Source organism: Sporosarcina pasadenensis, assembly GCF_047228845.1.
Taxonomy (GTDB): Bacteria; Bacillota; Bacilli; order Bacillales_A; family Planococcaceae; genus Sporosarcina.
The window spans coordinates 43683-62478 of the sequence record NZ_JBFEGM010000001.1; the positions used below are offsets into that span (position 1 = coordinate 43683).

At 40.5% G+C, this 18796-nt stretch carries 17 protein-coding genes and 1 tRNA gene; 10 read left to right on the forward strand and 8 right to left on the reverse strand.

What is annotated here, in order from left to right; translation table 11 throughout:
* Positions 1-125: 125 nt before the first annotated feature.
* On the reverse strand, positions 126-914 hold the full coding sequence (fdhD, locus tag AB1K89_RS00250; protein ID WP_413052831.1) for a formate dehydrogenase accessory sulfurtransferase FdhD: 789 nt from the start codon (positions 912-914) through the stop codon (positions 126-128).
* A gap of 13 nt (positions 915-927) precedes the next feature.
* Entirely contained in the window at positions 928-1275 is a 348-nt protein-coding gene (locus AB1K89_RS00255; protein WP_413052832.1) for a Na-translocating system protein MpsC family protein, read from the reverse strand.
* Positions 1276-1537: 262 nt separating this feature from the next.
* Here AB1K89_RS00255 and fdhF point away from each other — a divergent pair, with 262 nt between their 5' ends.
* The 3 genes from fdhF (at position 1538) to AB1K89_RS00270 (ending at position 5692) form a co-directional block, all read left to right on the forward strand.
* Complete coding sequence (fdhF, locus tag AB1K89_RS00260; protein WP_413052833.1) at positions 1538-4474, forward strand: formate dehydrogenase subunit alpha; 2937 nt, start codon at positions 1538-1540, stop codon at positions 4472-4474.
* A gap of 5 nt (positions 4475-4479) precedes the next feature.
* Positions 4480-4959 (forward strand): helical membrane plugin domain-containing protein, encoded by a 480-nt coding sequence (locus AB1K89_RS00265; RefSeq protein ID WP_413052834.1) that lies wholly within the window; start codon positions 4480-4482, stop codon positions 4957-4959.
* A 91-nt stretch (positions 4960-5050) separates the two neighbouring features.
* Positions 5051-5692 (forward strand): YIP1 family protein, encoded by a 642-nt coding sequence (locus AB1K89_RS00270; protein WP_413052835.1) that lies wholly within the window; start codon positions 5051-5053, stop codon positions 5690-5692.
* Positions 5693-5746: 54 nt separating this feature from the next.
* On the opposite strand, the gene AB1K89_RS00275 is transcribed toward AB1K89_RS00270, so the two are convergent.
* Entirely contained in the window at positions 5747-5923 is a 177-nt protein-coding gene (locus AB1K89_RS00275) for a hypothetical protein (protein WP_413052836.1), read from the reverse strand.
* Between the two features lie 102 nt (positions 5924-6025).
* Complete coding sequence (locus tag AB1K89_RS00280) at positions 6026-6874, reverse strand: MBL fold metallo-hydrolase (RefSeq protein WP_413052837.1); 849 nt, start codon at positions 6872-6874, stop codon at positions 6026-6028.
* Between the two features lie 149 nt (positions 6875-7023).
* Here AB1K89_RS00280 and AB1K89_RS00285 point away from each other — a divergent pair.
* A tRNA-Arg gene (locus tag AB1K89_RS00285) sits at positions 7024-7096 on the forward strand.
* Between the two features lie 407 nt (positions 7097-7503).
* Here AB1K89_RS00285 and AB1K89_RS00290 read toward each other — a convergent pair.
* Positions 7504-8865 carry a sigma-54 interaction domain-containing protein gene (locus tag AB1K89_RS00290; protein WP_413052838.1) on the reverse strand — a complete coding sequence of 454 codons (1362 nt, stop codon included), beginning with the start codon at positions 8863-8865 and terminating at the stop codon, positions 7504-7506.
* Between the two features lie 246 nt (positions 8866-9111).
* Here AB1K89_RS00290 and AB1K89_RS00295 point away from each other — a divergent pair, with 246 nt between their 5' ends.
* The 6 genes from AB1K89_RS00295 (at position 9112) to AB1K89_RS00320 (ending at position 15828) form a co-directional block, all read left to right on the forward strand.
* A complete protein-coding gene (locus AB1K89_RS00295) occupies positions 9112-10140 on the forward strand; it encodes an NAD(P)/FAD-dependent oxidoreductase (protein WP_413052839.1) in 1029 nt (342 codons plus the stop codon).
* 24 nt (positions 10141-10164) lie between these two features.
* A complete protein-coding gene (locus AB1K89_RS00300; protein ID WP_381445124.1) occupies positions 10165-10413 on the forward strand; it encodes a ferredoxin in 249 nt (82 codons plus the stop codon).
* Between the two features lie 52 nt (positions 10414-10465).
* Positions 10466-11557, forward strand: a complete 1092-nt coding sequence (locus AB1K89_RS00305) for an aromatic ring-hydroxylating oxygenase subunit alpha (RefSeq protein ID WP_413052840.1) — start codon at positions 10466-10468, stop codon at positions 11555-11557.
* Positions 11550-12995: an aldehyde dehydrogenase family protein gene (locus AB1K89_RS00310; RefSeq protein WP_413052841.1), complete on the forward strand. Its 1446-nt coding sequence runs from the start codon at positions 11550-11552 to the stop codon at positions 12993-12995. The genes AB1K89_RS00305 and AB1K89_RS00310 overlap by 8 nt, the downstream gene beginning before the upstream one ends.
* A gap of 12 nt (positions 12996-13007) precedes the next feature.
* Complete coding sequence (locus AB1K89_RS00315) at positions 13008-14093, forward strand: tartrate dehydrogenase (protein WP_413052842.1); 1086 nt, start codon at positions 13008-13010, stop codon at positions 14091-14093.
* Positions 14094-14202: 109 nt separating this feature from the next.
* Positions 14203-15828, forward strand: coding sequence for a BCCT family transporter (locus AB1K89_RS00320; RefSeq protein ID WP_413052843.1), 1626 nt, complete (start codon positions 14203-14205; stop codon positions 15826-15828).
* A gap of 413 nt (positions 15829-16241) precedes the next feature.
* Here the strand turns inward: AB1K89_RS00320 and AB1K89_RS00325 are convergent, their stop codons facing one another.
* The 3 genes from AB1K89_RS00325 to AB1K89_RS00335 are packed head-to-tail and all read right to left on the reverse strand — an operon-like array spanning position 16242 to position 18466.
* On the reverse strand, positions 16242-17540 hold the full coding sequence (locus tag AB1K89_RS00325; protein ID WP_413052844.1) for an FtsW/RodA/SpoVE family cell cycle protein: 1299 nt from the start codon (positions 17538-17540) through the stop codon (positions 16242-16244).
* Positions 17530-17916, reverse strand: coding sequence for a helix-turn-helix transcriptional regulator (locus AB1K89_RS00330; RefSeq protein ID WP_413052845.1), 387 nt, complete (start codon positions 17914-17916; stop codon positions 17530-17532). Before AB1K89_RS00330 ends, AB1K89_RS00325 begins: the two co-directional genes overlap by 11 nt.
* 13 nt (positions 17917-17929) lie before the next feature.
* Entirely contained in the window at positions 17930-18466 is a 537-nt protein-coding gene (locus tag AB1K89_RS00335) for a sigma-70 family RNA polymerase sigma factor (RefSeq protein ID WP_413052846.1), read from the reverse strand.
* Positions 18467-18796 lie beyond the last annotated feature (330 nt).

An 18796-nucleotide genomic window follows, 5' to 3' on the forward strand; every position in this document is an offset into this window, starting at 1 on the left:
GCGTTCTCATTCAACTGGAATATCAATGCGAGAGAAAATACATAATTTGTCATATTCCTGTCATAGTACCATCATCATTTGGGTTTGTCACTAAATATTATATATAATCTAAAAACATAGAAAAGTCATAATTCAATTCTTTCAGGATGCGAATACACGTTGAATGATTGACCTCTAATGAATCCCACTGCCGTTATTCCTAACTCATCTGCTAACTTGACTGCCAGTTCTGTCGGTGCGGATTTTGAGAGGACGACTTCACAGCCGATTTTTGCGACCTTCAATAATATCTCTGAAGATATTCTGCCGCTAAAGACAATTACCTTGTCTTTAACAGAGATATCTTTTTTTAAACAATATCCATAAATTTTATCGAGTGCATTATGACGCCCAATATCCATTCTAGTCAGCATGAAATTTTTTGGATCGCAAAGTGCAGCAATATGAACTCCGCCAGTTTGTTGAAACAAATCAGCTTTTTGATCCATCTTTTCCATTAACGTAAAACAGTCCTTAGGTGCTAATACTACATTCCTTTGCAACATTCGTTTTGCTGTGAGTGCATCATTGGCGAATACAAACCCTTGTCTACTCATTCCGCAGCATGATGTAATATATCTTTTGTTTTGGAGCTGTTCGTAAAATGGGAATGTTCTTCTTGTCTGTACATGGACTAAGCCCGCTTCTTCCTCCAACCGAATTTCCTCAATGTCTTGATAATGTAAGATAATCCGTTCGGATGCAAGAAATCCGACAACCATATCCTCTACATGTTCGGGCGTACAGACGATTGTCAATAACTCTTTACCGTTCAATTTAATAGTTATCGGGTATTCGGTTGCGACGTCATCCGTCTTTTGTTCAAACCCACCGTTGGCAAATCGGTAAATGGACCGACTTTGAATCCGGTTCATAATTGTTCTCCTTTCATTGATCAATGATTCTGTCAAACAAAAATACAGATACTGCAATATCATCCTCTAATTTAATGTCTGAAAATAGATGGAGGAACTTCGCTCCTACTACTTCTTCAAGACCCTCGGGAGGGGATTCCTCATACACTTCTTGTATCATTTTTGTTCTGGCGGAATGAACCATCTCTTTACCTTCACGTGTCCCTGCGATGAATTTTTCTGTAGGTGTTAAATTACCGTAAAGCGTCGAGATTGCCATATTGTCGATGAATATTGTTGAAATCCTTTCCGGGCCTTTTCCAAAGAGTTCTTTTCTCAACCTTCTAATAATGTCATTGAAGTCATGTATTCTTTTAGACATCCTCCATACTCCTTTTCAAAACAATGTGAATTGCCTTGCACTAATCCGTGAAATCTATTGAATAGTCTGTTCTTCTATTCTATAATACTAATAAGTATGATATCGGGGTATGAATCTGCACCGGTGTTATCCTTCCATTACTTTACATTCGGATTGGTTATTTAGCAAGCTCTGCTACTAGACTATTCCACCATAGACAAGCACACCTACTAGCAGGTGTATTTGTCTATGGTGGTTTTTTAATCTCAAAGGAGGCATTTACATGTCAATCAAGATTAATGGAAAGGCATTTCCGTTCAGGGACGGCATGACAATATTACAAGTGGTCAATGAACAGCAGATTGAACATCCGCAAATCTGTTATTTGCCTGAAGTGGATCCGATAGAAACATGTGATACGTGTATTGTGGAATTGAATGGACGCCTTGTACGTGCGTGTTCTACTAAAGCTGAACGAGGAATGGATGTGCAATTGTCTTCTCATCGCGCCAAAGAAGCGCAAACGGAAGCGATGGATCGTATCCTTGAAAATCACTTACTATATTGCACGGTTTGTGATAACAACAACGGCAACTGCAAAATCCACAATACCGTCGACATGATGGGTATCGAGGAACAGAAGTATCCATATGAACCTAAATGTACGCAAGACAGCGTCGATTTCACTCATCCATTTTATCGTTATGACCCTAACCAATGCATCGCTTGCGGCCAGTGCGTGGAAGTGTGTCAAAATCTACAAGTGAATGAAACGCTAAGCATCGATTGGGAAAGGGATCGACCGATTGTACTATGGGATGGGGGAGCGAAAATCAATGATTCTTCCTGTGTAGGCTGTGGCCATTGCGTCACTGTCTGCCCTTGCAATGCATTGATGGAAAAGTCCATGTTGGGAGAAGCCGGATTCATGACCGGGATGAAAGAAGAGATTTTGACACCGATGATTGATTTGGTGAAAGACGTCGAACCCGGATACAGTGGGATCATGGCAATTTCGGATGCGGAAGCTGCGATGCGCGATACGAGGACGAAAAAAACGAAGACAGTCTGTACATTTTGTGGGGTCGGGTGTTCCTTTGAAGTTTGGACGAAAGATCGTAAAATCCTGAAGATCCAACCGGTTTCTGAAGCACCCGTCAATGCGATTTCGACTTGTGTCAAAGGGAAATTCGGATGGGATTTCATCAATAGTGAAGAGAGGCTGACAACACCGCTTATCCGGAAAGGGGATTCTTTCGTAGAAGCGAGTTGGAAGGAAGCTTTGGATTTAGTAGCCGAGCGTTTAGGAACGATTCATAAAGAGTATGGAGAAGATAGTGTCGGTGTCATTTCATCCTCAAAAATTACCAACGAGGAGAACTATGTTATTCAAAAGCTCGCAAGGCAAGTGTTTAAGACGAATAACGTCGACAATTGTTCACGCTATTGCCAATCGCCAGCGACCGACGGCTTATTCAGGACAGTTGGAATGGGTGGGGACGCAGGAACAATTAAGGATATTGCAAAGGCAGGTCTTGTAATCATCATTGGAGCGAACCCAGCTGAAGGACATCCGGTTCTTGCCACGCGTGTAAAACGGGCACATAAACTACATGGTCAGAAATTGATCGTTGCTGATTTACGCAAACATGAAATGGCGGAGCGTTCGGATATTTTCATTAGCCCAAAGCAGGGAACTGACCAAGTATGGCTTATGGCAGTGACAAAATATATGATTGACAAAGGCTGGCATGATGCGGCATTTATACGTGAAAATGTCCACCATTTTGAAGAGTTCAAAGATGTTTTGAAAACATATACGCTTGATTTTGCTGAGCACGTGACAGGAGTACCGAAAGAAATGTTGGTCAGGACAGCTGAAATGATTCGCGACGCTGATGGAACATGTATTTTATGGGGAATGGGAGTCACTCAAAATACTGGCGGATCGGACACTTCCGCTGCGATTTCCAATTTACTTCTTGCAACGGGCAACTATCGCAGACCAGGTGCAGGGGCATATCCGCTTCGTGGCCATAACAATGTACAGGGCGCATGTGATATGGGAACGCTCCCCGGATGGCTGCCAGGTTATCAGCATGTGACCGATGAGTCTGCACGTGCAAAGTTCGAACGTGCTTATGGAGTGGAAATTGGCAATAAGCCAGGATTGGATAATATCCAAATGCTGCATGCGGTCGACGAAGGAATTATGAAAGCGATGTATATCGTCGGAGAAGACATGGCGCTTGTCGATTCTAATGCGAATCATGTACATGACGTCTTATCCAAACTCGATTTTCTGGTAGTCCAAGATATCTTCTTCTCGAGGACTGCAAGATACGCAGATGTAATTCTGCCAGCGGTACCTTCCTTGGAGAAAGACGGGACATTTACAAACACAGAAAGAAGAGTTCAGCGATTATATAAAGCATTACCGGAATTAGGGGATGCAAAGGCTGATTGGTGGATTGTCCAGGAAATCGCTACAAGACTGGGAGCGGATTGGAAATATTCACATCCTAGCGAAATTTTCGCTGAAATGGCCAGCCTTTCGCCATTATTTAGCCAAGCAGATTATAGCAATATGGAAAACTGGGATAGTTTTTTATGGGGGAGCCTTGACGGGAAAAGCACTCCATTACTCTATGTCGACGGTTTCAATTTCTCTGATGGAAAAGCAAGGTTCGCTTTATCCGATTGGGTGGAGCCTGTCCGTTATGATGATGAATTCGATTTGCACATTAATAACGGAAGGATGCTTGAACACTTCCATGAAGGGAACTTGACGAACAAATCTGAAGGAATCCAATCAAAAGTCCCTGAAATCTTCGTGGAAGTATCACCGGAACTTGCGAAGGAGAGGGGCGTACTTAGCGGCTCATTAGTAAGACTCGTGTCACCGTACGGAGCCCTTCGATTGCCGGCTTTAGTGACAGATCGGGTAAAAGGGAATGAATTATTCCTTCCGATGAACTCAGTCGAAAAAGAATCGGCCATCAATTTTTTGACTGGCACAGCGGTGGATCAGAGAACAAATACGCCTGCTTTTAAACAAGCTAAAGTTCGGATGGAAGTTTTGCGTAAGGAAGGCGAGAATCCATTGCCGGCAAGTAATCACCGGAATAAAAAACGGCATCCTCAAGATGGAGTCGAAGTCGAGCGGAAGTGGGCAAGACCTGGCTATGAGCATCTGACAGATCAAGTGGAGAAAGGGTGATTTCGATGGCAGCGCCAATTACTTCTATTAAAAGAAAAGAACTTACGGCGGAGGAATTGCAATATCAGAAGCTGAATGAACTGCAATCCCTCCTTACAGAACAGCAACAATCCTTGCAGAAAATCATTGAAATTACCGCCGAATTGGACAATGCAGGCGTGCTGGATGCGATGACTGCAATGGTGAAGGCGAAAGATGAGATTGCAGGCATCGCTGTCGCTCAAGTTTCGCGGGAACCGATGACGAATCTCATCAATAATATAATGAATGCGACAGGTCTTTTAACAACACTCAATCCAGAAATTACGGAAAGATTGAAGGATAGCATTTCAAAGGGGATTGAGGAAGCCGAGCTGTATAAAGGAAATGGCGATAAAGTATCCATTTTGCAAGTAATGACAGCGCTTAACGACCCACATATAAATCGTGCAGTGAAATACGGATTGGATTTCCTTAAAGGTGTTGGCAAAGGGCTTAATAAGTAAAATCAAATTTCCTATTATTCTTGAAACGAAATTACTTCTTATACGTATGTATGAATAAGGAAGAATAAGAATAATAGGGAGTGAGATTTCGTTGCAGAACATTGATAATGACGAAAATGAAAGTCAACAAGTTAACCCGTGGACTTCTGTATGGCTTCACCCAAGAAAAACAGTCCAACATGTCATGGAATGCAAATCTAGCAGCTTTGTTCTTTTCATTGTTGCTATTTCCGGGGTTATCCACTTACTCGATCAGGCAGTAGACAATGATTTAGTTGAGTCATGGAATATCGCCGCCATATTATTAGTTGCATTAATTGTGGGACCTATTGTTGGAATACTGGGCCTCTATATTGCCTCAGGCATTTATCATCTGTTTTCAATGATGCTGGGTGGGATGGGAACATATGAGCAAACTAGAACGGCATACGCCGTTTCGGAAATCATTATCGTAGTCGGTGGTATCGTTTGGATTCCGAACCTGCTCATTTTAGGTCAAGGCAATTTTATAAGCGATTATGATTTCTCGATTGGCCAATCTGTATGGCTCGTCATTTCGTTAATCATTAATGTTATTGTCAGCATTTGGTCACTAGTCGTCGTTATAGCAACAATTTCCGAAGTTCATCAATTTTCAGCGTGGAAGGCTGCTTTGGTCATCTTCCTTCCAATTATTATTCTAACTGTAATCGTTGTCTTTATTGTCGGATTGACTGCTCCAGCTTTATTTTGAAAATGAAAAAAGAGACGTCTCTTTGTCAATTACATCGAGACGTCGTCTTTGTTATTAGTTCGTTTTTGATTCATCTTTTTCTTTTTGTTCCTGTTGGGTCTTCCTGTATGCATTAATCATGGCTTCCTTATAATCGCCTAACGAAGCGAATTCATGGAATTGTTTTGAGTACTTTTTGTTCAACGACTCAATTTCATTCCGTTTCGTAATTCTTCGTTCAACTTTGTCCATTACCCGACCTCCTCATGGATCTTTTTTCTTAGCTTGTCTGATATGTCTTAAAATATGACATGAAACTAAGAAAGATGGAGCCGGGACAATGAACCATTGATTTTATTTTGAGTCGTCCACGAACTTTCCGTGATCGGGAACCGCAAGCGATTTAAATTCTGACGCCAATCTATTCAGATTCTCCTCCAACCATTGACCTTCGACTGGGACTCCGTGACCCGTAATGGCAATACTCGGATGTAATGCAGCTAAAATTTCAACCGACTGTTCCGCTGTCTCCCAATCGGGTGTCAAATAGCGAGGAGGACCTCCTAATTCTTTTTCTTGAGTAAACACTTTATATAGCTCATCCTGTATGACTGTTACGAAAGCATCGCCGACAATCATGGCATGATCATCATTTCGGAACATCGAAATATGTCCTTCAGTGTGTCCAGGTGTATGGATCCATTTCCAGCCTGGCATGAACGGGATTGTATGATCGTCTGCAAGAACATGAGCTTTTGACCCGATGTCAATGCCTTCATTGGGAAACATGAATGACAACTTGGCAACCATGCCTCCTTCAACGCTTGTATCCGGCTCAGGGTAATTCTTTTTGCCGGTAATATAAGGTAGCTCTAATTCATGGGCATATACCGGCACATCCCAAATCTCCAATAGGTCAATCAATCCTCCGATATGGTCGAAATGTGCATGTGTCAGGATAATGGCCTTTGGAGGGTTATCTTTACCGAATCTCTTTTCTGCTTCTTCCTTAATCCTTTCAGCTGACTTCGGCATTCCCGCGTCAATCAACACCCAGTCATTTCCTTCTCCCGGATAGCCGTAAAAGACAACATTAACAATCTGAACCGTATAACAGTAGAGGTCAGGAGCAACTTCTACTCCTTGTCCACTCGATACAGAAGTTAAAGGCTGAAATCTTTCTGTAGAAGAACTTCTTTCCATATGTCAAATCCTCCTTAGATATTTATCCATTTCTCTTATACCCTAATATGTGTATAAAACACTTTGTCATACGATTTATATAGAGATGGGAGAATAAATTTGTTGCCCTAAGCAGATCTAGTCTTTATAATAGAAAGGTACTTTCCTTTGTCTCAGTAGCTCAGGGGATAGAGCAACAGCCTCCTAAGCTGTGGGTCGCAGGTTCGATTCCTGCCTGGGACGTTTTTAGATAAAAAAGAGAACACGAAAATAATGACCGTAAACGCTGATATAACAGTGTTTACGGTCATTATTTGTTTTTTGAGAATATGTTCAGGCATGAAAGAAACTGAAATCATTTTACACATTCAATATACTAGCCATGTCCTCATATAACTGTACTGTCTGGTTAGCAGATTCCGTATCAAGCTCCTTAACAACATGAGTATATCCGGGTGAATTGCCATTCCTATATCAATAGTAGAAACGCCCTTGGAATTTAGAAAATTAACTACTCTTGTTGCGATAAACAAATTCTTGCCATTTGATGATTGAATTAGTTTAATGCTTGTCCTCCTTTACAACTGAAAGGCCCCTCTTTGTCAATTTTTGATAAGGACCAGTCTTTCCTTTTTGTCACTGTATGTAAATCACTCGTTTGAACAAAATTCGCGAATTAACCTAGAGGCTTTCGATTGGCTGATAGCTAAATCGCTTGCAACGCCTCGAGTCGACCCATGTTTTGCATATGATTTTTTAATTAATGTTCGAGTAACTTCGGTGATTGCATTGTCGAGTGAATTAGGATGCATAAGTTCGGGAACTTCCTTCACTTCTTCTGTAATTACTTGCGGTAAATCGGTTACCTCAATGATCGAGTCACTCGTAATTACTAGGCGTTCCATTAAATTTTCCAACTGACGGACATTACCAGGCCAAGAATAATGGTAAAGTACTTGTAAACAATGTTCGGAAATCGCTTTGTTTACATTGTATTTGCTATTGAATTTATTTAAAAATCGATACGTCAAAGGAATAATATCATCCTTTCTCTCTGCTAAAGTCGGCATGTGAATATCAATCACATTTAGACGATAATATAAGTCCTCCCGGAATGTTTTATTTCGAATCATTTCCTCCAAATCTTGATTGGTTGCAGCAATAATTCGGATATCAACCGTTTTACTCGTATTGCTCCCAATAGGTATAAATTGCTTATCTTGTATAACTTGCAATACTTTCGCTTGTAACGGCAACGCCAATTCTCCGATTTCATCCAAAAAGATAGTCCCAGTATCAGCCGTCTCAAATAGACCTGTTTTTCCACCTTTATTGGCCCCTGTAAAGGATCCGCTCGTATAACCAAATAATTCGGATTCTAACAGTTCTGCAGGAATTGCTGCACAGTTAACATTTAAAAAGGGTCCATTTTTTCGATTACTAATATTGTGTAAATGATGGGCAATGACCCCTTTTCCTGTACCTGATTCTCCGTGAATTAAAACGGTGGAGTCGGTCGGAGCAATTTTCTCGCAAAATTGTAAGATTTTCCTGAATTTTTCATCGTTTGCAATGATAATATTGTGCAGCTCGTGATTTTGGGCTTCTTCGATTTGTTGTTTTTTCATTGTAATCATTTGGTTAAAAACTTGGATTTCGGTAGACGTAATGACAATATAATCAATGTCTTGATCCTCATTGAGAATTGGAAATGCTCTCGTTAATAGCTCTGCGCCTATATAGGTTTGCTGTCGTATAGAAACGGGCTCTTTCTTTTCAAAAACCTCTGGAAGGACGGAAGGTGCCCAATAGCCTTGATCCAAAAATTCATTATTTAACTTCCCAAGGACATCATCTTTTTTTAGACCATAGTGCTTTTCGCAATTTTTATTTACATAGACAATACGCGTATCGCGATCGACTACATAAATTTCATCAGAAGAATAATCCAATATTTTCAAAAAGGACTCTAATGTTAAATCGCTATTTTTTAACTTTTCATTCTCTGGCATGAAACCACCCCTTTAAGGTTAGTTGAGTCATTTTTGGAAAAACACATTTTTTTGTGAGTCAATTTTGAATAGATTATAGCACGTTTTTAAATGAAATAGGAGATTGAGATAGAATTTTACGATTTTTTGAAACTTGGCATGCAAGTTGCATAACTATTTAACAACGTGATTAAGATATGCATTTTTAAAGATCACGTCATCAAGAGCAATCGGTTTTAACACCAAAGCAAACAAGGAGGCAAAGTTATGAATCATTCTGAAGTTATGGATATAACAATAATTGGTGGTGGACCAGTAGGATTATTTACTGCTTTTTATGCAGGATTGCGTCAAACATCAGTAAAAATTATTGAGAGCTTACCCCAATTAGGTGGGCAATTATCCGCACTTTATCCGGAAAAATATATTTACGATATTGCCGGTTTCCCAAAGGTCGGGGCTCAACAGCTTGTGGATCAACTCATCGAGCAAATGAATCAATTCGAAACGACAATTTGTCTCGGAGAGTCTGTCGAAGAAGTTGAAAAAGGTGATAACGGTATTTTTAAATTAACGACAAACGAAGGTGTTCATTATACGCGAACGATTATTATTACAGCGGGGAATGGGGCTTTCCAGGCGCGGAAAATGAATATTATTGGAGAAGACAAATTCCAAAATACGAACCTTCATTACTTCGTAAACAATATGAACCAATTTAAAGATAAAAAAGTCGTGCTATTTGGCGGCGGCGATTCAGCGGTCGACTGGGCATTAATGCTAGAACCGATTGCCGAAAAAGTGACACTTGTCCATCGACGGGACAAATTCCGTGCTCATGAGCATAGTGTTGAGCTTTTACAGCAATCGAAAGTCGACATTGTCACTCCGTACGTTCCGGTCGAGCTCGTAGGTGATGAGAAAATTGAAAGGGTTATCATTCAAGAAACGAAAAATGGTGAACAACTGGAACTTGAAGTAGATGATGTTCTTGTGAACTACGGTTTCGTTTCATCCTTAGGACCGATTAAAACATGGGACTTGGAAATTGATAAGAACTCAATTGTTGTGAATTCAAAAATGGAAACAAATATTGAAGGCATTTATGCGGCAGGAGATATTTGCACCTATGACGGAAAGGTAAAACTTATTGCAAGCGGGTTTGGTGAAGCGCCGGTTGCTGTCAGCAATGCAAAAGTCTATATTGATCCGACTGCAAAAGTACAACCACTTCATAGTACATCCGTTATGGGAGAACAAGAAACGAAAAAGAAAAAAGATCAGGTAAGTGTCTAGATTTAATTATAAGGAGGATTTCTGATGGCGACATACACAATGGTAGATCGTAGTACTTGTATTGCCTGTGGTGCCTGTAATCCCAATGCTCCAGATCTGTTTGAATACACAGAGGATGGATTGTCCTATGCGTTATTAGATGGCAATGAGGGCATTACGGAAGTACCCGAAGATTTAATTGAGGATTTGGAAGATGCTATAGAAAGTTGTCCAACAGACTCGATTAAGATGTCTGACACACCATTTAATTGTCAAAGGGTCGAAGCGAGTTAAATCTAGATACAACAATTTAAAAACTAAAATGAGAGTTAGGGGAGACGGAAAAATGGCTTATAACAAAGTGCAAAATGCGACAAACAGGACGTTTGAAAGAACAATGACATATGACATGTACACAGATCCAAAAATATTAGAAAAAGAAAGAGAGCTCATTTTTGACAAGACCTGGCATCTTGTCGGTCATGTAAGCCAAGTAGAAAAAGCAGGGCAGTTTTTCACAGCTGAAGTGATGGACGAGCCAATTATCATCATGCGTGGGACAGACGAAGTGTTGCGTGCATTTTATAATGTTTGTCCACACCGTGCAACAAAGCTTGAAAAGAATGAATTTGGTAAAAAGAAAATTTTGCAATGTATGTATCATGGCTGGACATTCAAAACAGATGGTAAGTTGAACAAAGCACCAAACTTCCGTGGAGAAGAAGAAGCGTGTGTCAAGGATGCTTGCTTGCGATCTGTCAGAATGGAAGTACTTGAGTCTTTAATTTTCGTTAACTTGGATGATGATGCCAAGCCGCTAAGCGAGTCTTATGGAGATTTCTTTGACCGCTTAAGCAAGTTCGAATTTTTAAGTGATTTAAAACGTACTCACCGTAAGACACGTACTTTTAAATCAAACTGGAAAGCTTTTATCGATAACTACCTAGAGTGTGATCACTGTCATGTTGCACACCCAAGCTTTGTTGATACATTGGATATGGATGACTACCAAATCATTACATGTGAGAACTATTCATTCCAGGGATCTATTGTGAAGCCGGACAAACAATACGGTGAAGTCGATCTAAATGAGGCGGAAATGCAAGGCGGTTCGTTCTTCTGGCTATGGCCGAACCTCATGTTAACGTTCTATCCTGGACCAGGGAATATGGCGTCGATTGAAATGATTCCAATCGATCACGAAACGACAATGGCTGTTTACACGTATTACTTCCGTGAAGATAGCTTGGATAAGATTTCCCAAGAAGAAAAAGACTTGATGACATTTGCTGAACAAGTTCGTTCAGAGGATATTGAGCTTGTTGAACTGGAGCAAATCGGCTTCCGCTCTCGTGCATTTAACAGAGGACGTTTCTCTCAATCAGAACAAGCAATTGTGCAATTCCACGAAATGGTATTGGAGGCCCTCGATGAATAAGATACTCGATCGAACAACGAAAAAATATTTATTGATTAATGGTGAAAAAGTGGAGACAGCAAATTACGCTCCACTTTACTCCCCGTATTCACGTGAACAAATCGCTGATATTGCGATGGCAGATGAAACGTTGACAAAACAAGCCATTACAGCTGCATATGAAGCAAAAGATATTATTGGCGAAATGCCTGCTTATCAACGAGCGCAAATTCTAGAAGATGTTGTAAAAATCTTAACGGATAGAGCTGAAGAAGCTGCAACCATCATTTCCACGGAATCGGCAAAACCAATCGTATTTGCACGGGCAGAAGTGGCAAGAACAATTGAGACGTACAAGTTCTCCGCAGAGGAAGCGAAGCGAATTCACGGCGAAACGATTCCATTTGATGCGGCAAGCGGCGGTGTAGGACGAATTGGTTATACGATGAAAGAGCCTATCGGTGTCATTGGCGCAATTACGCCGTTCAACTTTCCATTAAATTTGGTTGCACATAAAGTTGGACCTGCGATTGCAGCGGGTAATTCAATTGTATTGAAACCAGCTTCACAAACGCCACTTTCGGCTCTATTCATTGCAGAAGTGTTCGAGGAAGCTGGATTACCAGCAGGAGTTCTGAATGTTGTAACAGGTCCTGGCGGTGTTGTCGGGGAAGCGATGGTAGAAGATGACCGTGTGAAAATGGTGACATTTACAGGGAGTCCACGCGTCGGCATCGGCATTAGCAATAAAGCGGGCTTGAAAAAAACGACATTGGAGCTCGGTTCAAATTCCGCTTTAATTATCGACAAGGACGTTGAAATCGACGAAATCATTGACCGTTGTGTTATGGGTGCGTTTTCGAACCAAGGGCAAGTGTGTATCTCTTTACAACGCGTATATGTTCACGAAGATCGACACGATGAGTTTGTCGAGAAATTCGTGGCAGCAACGAAACAATTGAAAATGGGTGATCCGCTCGACTCGGAAACGTATATCTCTTCGTTAATTACACCTGGCGAACTGGAACGTACACTGGGTTGGATTGAAGAGGCGAAACAGAGTAATGCAACAATTCTTACAGGTGGGGAAGCACAGGATGGTATACTTGAACCGACGATCATCACAGATGCGGATTCATGCTTAAAAGTATCATGCCATGAAGCTTTTGCGCCGATTGTTGTTGTGAACAAAGTAGCTTCTGTTGAAGAAGCGGTGGTCCTTGTGAATGACTCCCAATTCGGTTTACAAGCGGGCATCTATACAAATAATGTGAAACATGCATTATACGCCGCCAAAAAGCTGGAAGTCGGTGGTGTGATGATCAATGACGTACCAACGTACCGGGTTGATCAAATGCCATATGGTGGATTGAAAGATAGTGGGACAGGTCGTGAAGGGATTAAGTATGCTGTTGAAGAAATGACAGAGTTAAAACTCATTGTTTGGAATCAAGGATAAGGGTGAAAAAACGTGAAAAGAATATATAAAATTGCTGTAATTGCTGGGGATGGCATAGGTCCTGAGGTAATTGATCAGGGAATTAAAGTACTCCACAAAGTAGCAGAACTAGACGGTAGTTTCGAGTTTAACTTTACACATTTTCCATGGGGTTGTGAATATTACGCCGAGCATGGTCGAATGATGGAGGAAGACGGTATTGAACAATTAAAACAATTTGACGCGATCTACTTGGGTGCTGTTGGTTTTCCAGGTGTTCCCGATCATATCTCCTTATGGGATTTATTATTGATCATCCGTAAGAGTTTTGATCAATACGTGAATATCCGTCCGGTGAAGCTATTGAAAGGTGCACATTGCCCATTAACAGATGTAAATCGTGAGGATATTGACATGTTGTTTATCCGTGAAAATACCGAAGGGGAATATTCTGGCGCTGGTGACTGGTTATTCAAAGGCCAAGAAAATGAAGTTGTGTTGCAAAATGGTGTCTTTTCACGTAAAGGGACGGAGCGAATTATTCGTTACGCATTTGAAACGGCGAAAAAACATGGACACAGCGTAACAAGTATTAGTAAAGCAAACGCTTTAAACTATTCAATGGTTTTCTGGGATCAGGTTTTTGAAGAAGTAAGCGCGGAATATCCAGAAGTGGAAACGGCCTCTTATCTCGTGGATGCGGCAGCGATGCTTATGATCACAGATCCAAAACGATTTGAAGTCGTCGTTACATCGAATTTATTCGGTGATATTTTGACGGATATTGGGGCTGCTTTGGCAGGTGGTATTGGCCTTGCAGCGGGTGCGAATGTGAATCCGGAGCGTGAGTTCCCGTCCATGTTTGAGCCAGTTCATGGTTCTGCACCGGACATAGCCGGAAAGGGTATTGGAAATCCATTAGCTTCTATTTGGTCCGCTAGTCAAATGCTAGACCACTTTGGACACGAGAATTATGGCAGATTAGTTGTAGACGCAATTGAAGAATTGCTAATCGAGAACACGACATTAACACCAGATATGAAAGGGACTGCCTCTACCTCTGAAGTCGGAGATCGTTTGGTCGGCATAATTGCAGAAATGATGCCTGCTACTGTATAAGTAACTATACTATCGGTGTGATTTTTCGCGCCGATAGTATAGTTGTAAATTTTTAAATTAATGCATGATTCGGTTAACTAGAAGAGAGAGATCAACTAGGAGTGAATGCATGAGAGGAAATACGATTGACAAACAGATTTTGAGTATCGCATTGGCATTGGTGGCACTATTAACGGTTCCGATTTTGATAAATCCAAAAAAGGGAACTGCTTTTTTAAACACAGTTTTGAATACGATTACAATTAATTTTGGACCCTTATATTTATGGGCATGTTTGGGTATATTCGGTTTTTTACTTTGGATTGCATTCGGTAAGTATGGAAAAGTAAAGTTAGGTAGTGGCAAGCCCGAGTTTTCTACGTTTAGCTGGCTAGCACTGATTTTTACTGCTGGAATCGGTTCTGGGATTATGTATTGGGGTATTATTGAATGGGCTTACTACTATTCAAGCCCACCCTACGGACTCGATCCTCTGAGTGTGGAAGCGGCCAGTTTTGCTTCTACATATGGCATGTTCCATTGGGGGTTCTCAGCTTGGGCAATTTACTGTGTTCCGTCAATCCCGATTGCGTACGCTGTCTATATTAAGAAGCATACGTCCTTCAGACTAAGTACGGCATGCCGTGGGATTATCGGCGATCGTGCAGACGGGCTTGTAGGAAAAATCATTGATATTTGCTTCATGTTTGGACTAATTGGTGGAATTGGAACTTCTTTAGCATTAGGTACACCGCTCTTGGCAGAAGGAATCCATCATTTGTTCGGTGTGGAGAAAACGCTTACACTGAATTTAGGTATCGTCGTATCGTTAATGGTTTTTTTCTCAATCTGTCTTTATTTCGGACTGAAGAAGGGGTTAAAGCTGTTAAGTGACTGGAATTTGTATTTATATATGGCGATTGCCGTATTTATCTTCATTTTCGGTCCGACGGCCTTTATCGTTGCTAGTTTTTCAGAAAGCGTTGGTGTGTTGTTTCAAAACTTCTTTAGGATGAGTCTCTATACTGATCCAGTCGGAAAATCTGGTTTTAGTGAGTCGTGGACATTATTTTATTGGGGTTGGTGGTTTTCTTACGCACCATTTACAGGTATGTTTGCTGCTCGAATTTCTAAGGGGAGAACCATTAAATCGCTTATTGTTGGGCAATTGGTGGGCGGTACGTTAGGATGTTGGCTGGCGTTCGCGATCTTCGGTAACACGAGTATGTTCTTCGAAATGACAGGTCTCGTCCCTGTATTGGACATTCTTCAAAATGAGGGTGCTCCTGCAGCCATTCTTGCGTCGTTGAATGCACTTCCGTTGGGCGGTATTGTGCTTGTCCTGTACTTGCTTGTGGCAGCGATTTTCCTTGCGACGACCGTTAACTCTGCAGCCTATACATTATCAGATGTCGCTTCTCAAAACTTACAAGCTGACGAAGAGCCTGCTCGCTGGTACCGTGTGTTTTGGGGAATACTGTTGACTAGTATCTCAATCGTTCTGATGTACGGCGATGGGTTAGAAGCGTTGCAGACACTATCCATCATTACTGCATTACCGTTAGTATTTATCATGTTGTTAATGATTGCTTCATTTGTTAAATGGATTAGAATAGATTATGACACAATCATTCGGGAGCAAGAAAACGCTGTAACTGATAGTTCACATTCGGAAGAGGAACAAGTTCCAGTTGAGAAGAAACGGAAGCGTTCGGATAAAGCATCGATTCTTTCAAAAACTAGATTCGAAAATTAAAACGGCCCATAAGAATATCCCTAATCATAAATTGCATCCCAATTGTCAGACGATCATCTGACAATTGGGATACTTTCCTTATGGGGGAATTTATAGAAAGGGGAAAGTTAGAATCTGTTCAATATAAGGTAGCTTCAAAGCTTTTACTATATGAGAAATAATCTTGAAGGAATGAAAGCTGATCATTGGTAAAAGGTTCGTTGTTGAGGGAAAACATCATATAACAAACTATTCGGAGACACAATTCATATTTGAATTAGTGTCTCCTTTTTAGAATTATAATAGACCCGAACAGAATTTGAGTTAATCTCAATTGTCTATTTGAGGAAATTGGTGAGCAAACACGTTGCCAATTCCTTAAAAATCACAAAACGGATTTGGCTGTTTTAGATAGCCCCGATTGATGGTTTTCTTTATGCTGAAATTATCCGTTTTCCGATATACGATTTTCGACGATAGACACTTAACACTAAGCCGATTAAAAAGGCATTTAGCAGTAATGGTGTAATCCCGTAGCTAATAAATGGCAACGGCACTCCTGTTAGTGGTAAGAAACCAAACACCATGAAAATCGAGTAAATACTTTGGCAACAATATAGTGTAACGGCTGCTATAACGAGTAATTTTCCAAATGATTGTGGCATTGTGCCTACCATCCAAAAAATACGTAGCGCAATAGCGAATATGACAATAATGACTGAGATTCCTGCAACATAACCATACGCTTGAATAAGCTGTACTAATACAAAGTCAGTATGTGCTTCGGGAACATAGTAATTCGTTTCCGTGCCAAACCAACCAGCCGCCGCAAGTACTGTTTTTAATTGGAGCATCATGTAACCTGCTGATTCTGCATATAATTCAGGATGTAAAAATGCCGCGATGCGGACTTTTTGATAGGGCGCAAGTAAATAGTGATAGGCAAATACACTATACGCCAATACCGTTAATCCAATTCCCCCTACAACTAAAAATACATTACGCTTCGCTTTTCCTGTGAAATAACTAAATCTGAACAATACAGCTACAACTGCAATATATAGCAGCGTTACAGTAAGATTCGGTAGCATCATAAAAAAGAATAGCGGAAGTATAAATAACCCAGTTAGCTGCCAACCTTTCAATTTATATTCAGTGAAAAATCCTGCAAACGCTACTAATAACAACGGTAGTACCGTCCACGCCTGAATGAGAATCGGGCCGATTCTAAACATTGCCTCGCCATTAAAAAAGATATTCGGCATAAACAATAAAACAATTAATAACAACAGTGCAACCCCATATATGAGCATACTAAAGCGTTGTAATTTACGGTAATCAATAAACATTAACATCGCCATTAACGCAATGGCTAAAACAATATGAACAACTTTATATTCGACAAAGTGACGTGTCATATCTGCCCCAAATTGCTGATTAAAATCGGTCGTTAAAATAGGCACAAAGCTGACAACAATCAACATGATTACCCCGCTAATTAACCAAAAATCCCATTTTGGCCGATGAATTTTGTCCATCGATTTCCCTAGCTGTGAAGCAGATCCCATTTCAGCAATCGATTTTTGCTCAGCCTCTTTTGGTGAGTAACCTTTGTTCATCCAAGCTTGTTTGGATTGCAGTAGATGATGCTGTAATTCTTCTTCTACGTAGCCACGCGCTTCTTTTGAGCGGATATAGCTCGTTACTTGCTGTAGAAATTCTTTATTCGACATGCATGTGCACCCCCAAAATTTGCTCCTTGATTGATAGCTTTACATGCGCGCCACCTTCCTGTAATTGCTTTTTACCAAGCAGCGTTAATTGATAGTATTTCACGCCATTTTCCCACCTTGCAGTAAGCCAACCCTGCTGTTCAGCTTCATGTAAAATCGAGTAGATAAGCCCTTCGTTATCCACAATTTGCTCAACACCGCCTACATGTAGCATTTGCGTTAACTCAACGCCTGATTTTACTTCCGTGAGCATAGATAACATTGTTTGTTTTAAGGGCAATACCTGTAGTTGTTTGTGTATTTGTTGTTGATGCTTAGCCGAAAATTCGACTTTGTTAAAGGCGGTTTGATCGACAGCTTTTTTTAAATTTTTCAAACGTTCCTCCACCTTATTCACGCTCCAATCGTTTCTTTAATAGTTGTTTTGCTTTCCGCAACCTCGTCTTCACGGTACTTTCATTTAGCTGCAAGACGTCTGCCATTTCCTTCATCGATTGCTCCTCGTAATAGCACAAATAAATAACTTCGCGGTACTTTACCGGTAGAGCGAATACAGCTCGTGCTAGTTCATCAAATTGTTGCTGCTGAATAACCTTCTGCTCGACACAATCTCCACTTTTCACTCGTGTGAAAAGACCTTCTTCAGTCGCGTCAACATTTCTTGCGTACCAGCTTCGTAAATAATCCTTTGAATGATTAATCGCAATGCGCCATAACCAAGTTTTCATTGAGGAATTAAAATGGAAGGTTGGCAATGCCTTATAGCACTTTACAAATATTTCTTGTGTTAAATCCTCCGCAACAGAAAGGTTATGTACATATTGCATAACAAGTTGTAATATATCTTGGCCGTAATCGGTCATTAGTTCATCTATGATTGTTTCATAGGAAAGTAGTTTCGTTTGTTCAAGTGAATAGCTATCCATTTCATTTCCTCCCTTTATAACATTAGACGATTGCCGATTGATGAAAGTTTGATTTTTATTTGTATTAATTTTTTAATGTGCCATTCTGGGTACGATCCAATCTTTTTGCGCACGCTATAAAAAAGTGTTTTTCGTACTTGGAGTCCTTTTAATCGTTGGATTAGTTGCTTAATATTGCCGACACTTATAATTCAGGCTTTCAATAATCTTAGTTATAATTCAAAATAAATGATACTCCTTTTTACTGGATTGTGGAGATATCAACTCATTCTTGTTCAACTAACAGGGCAGTTTAGTTGAACAGTATTTTTATTAAATTTGGAACATTTG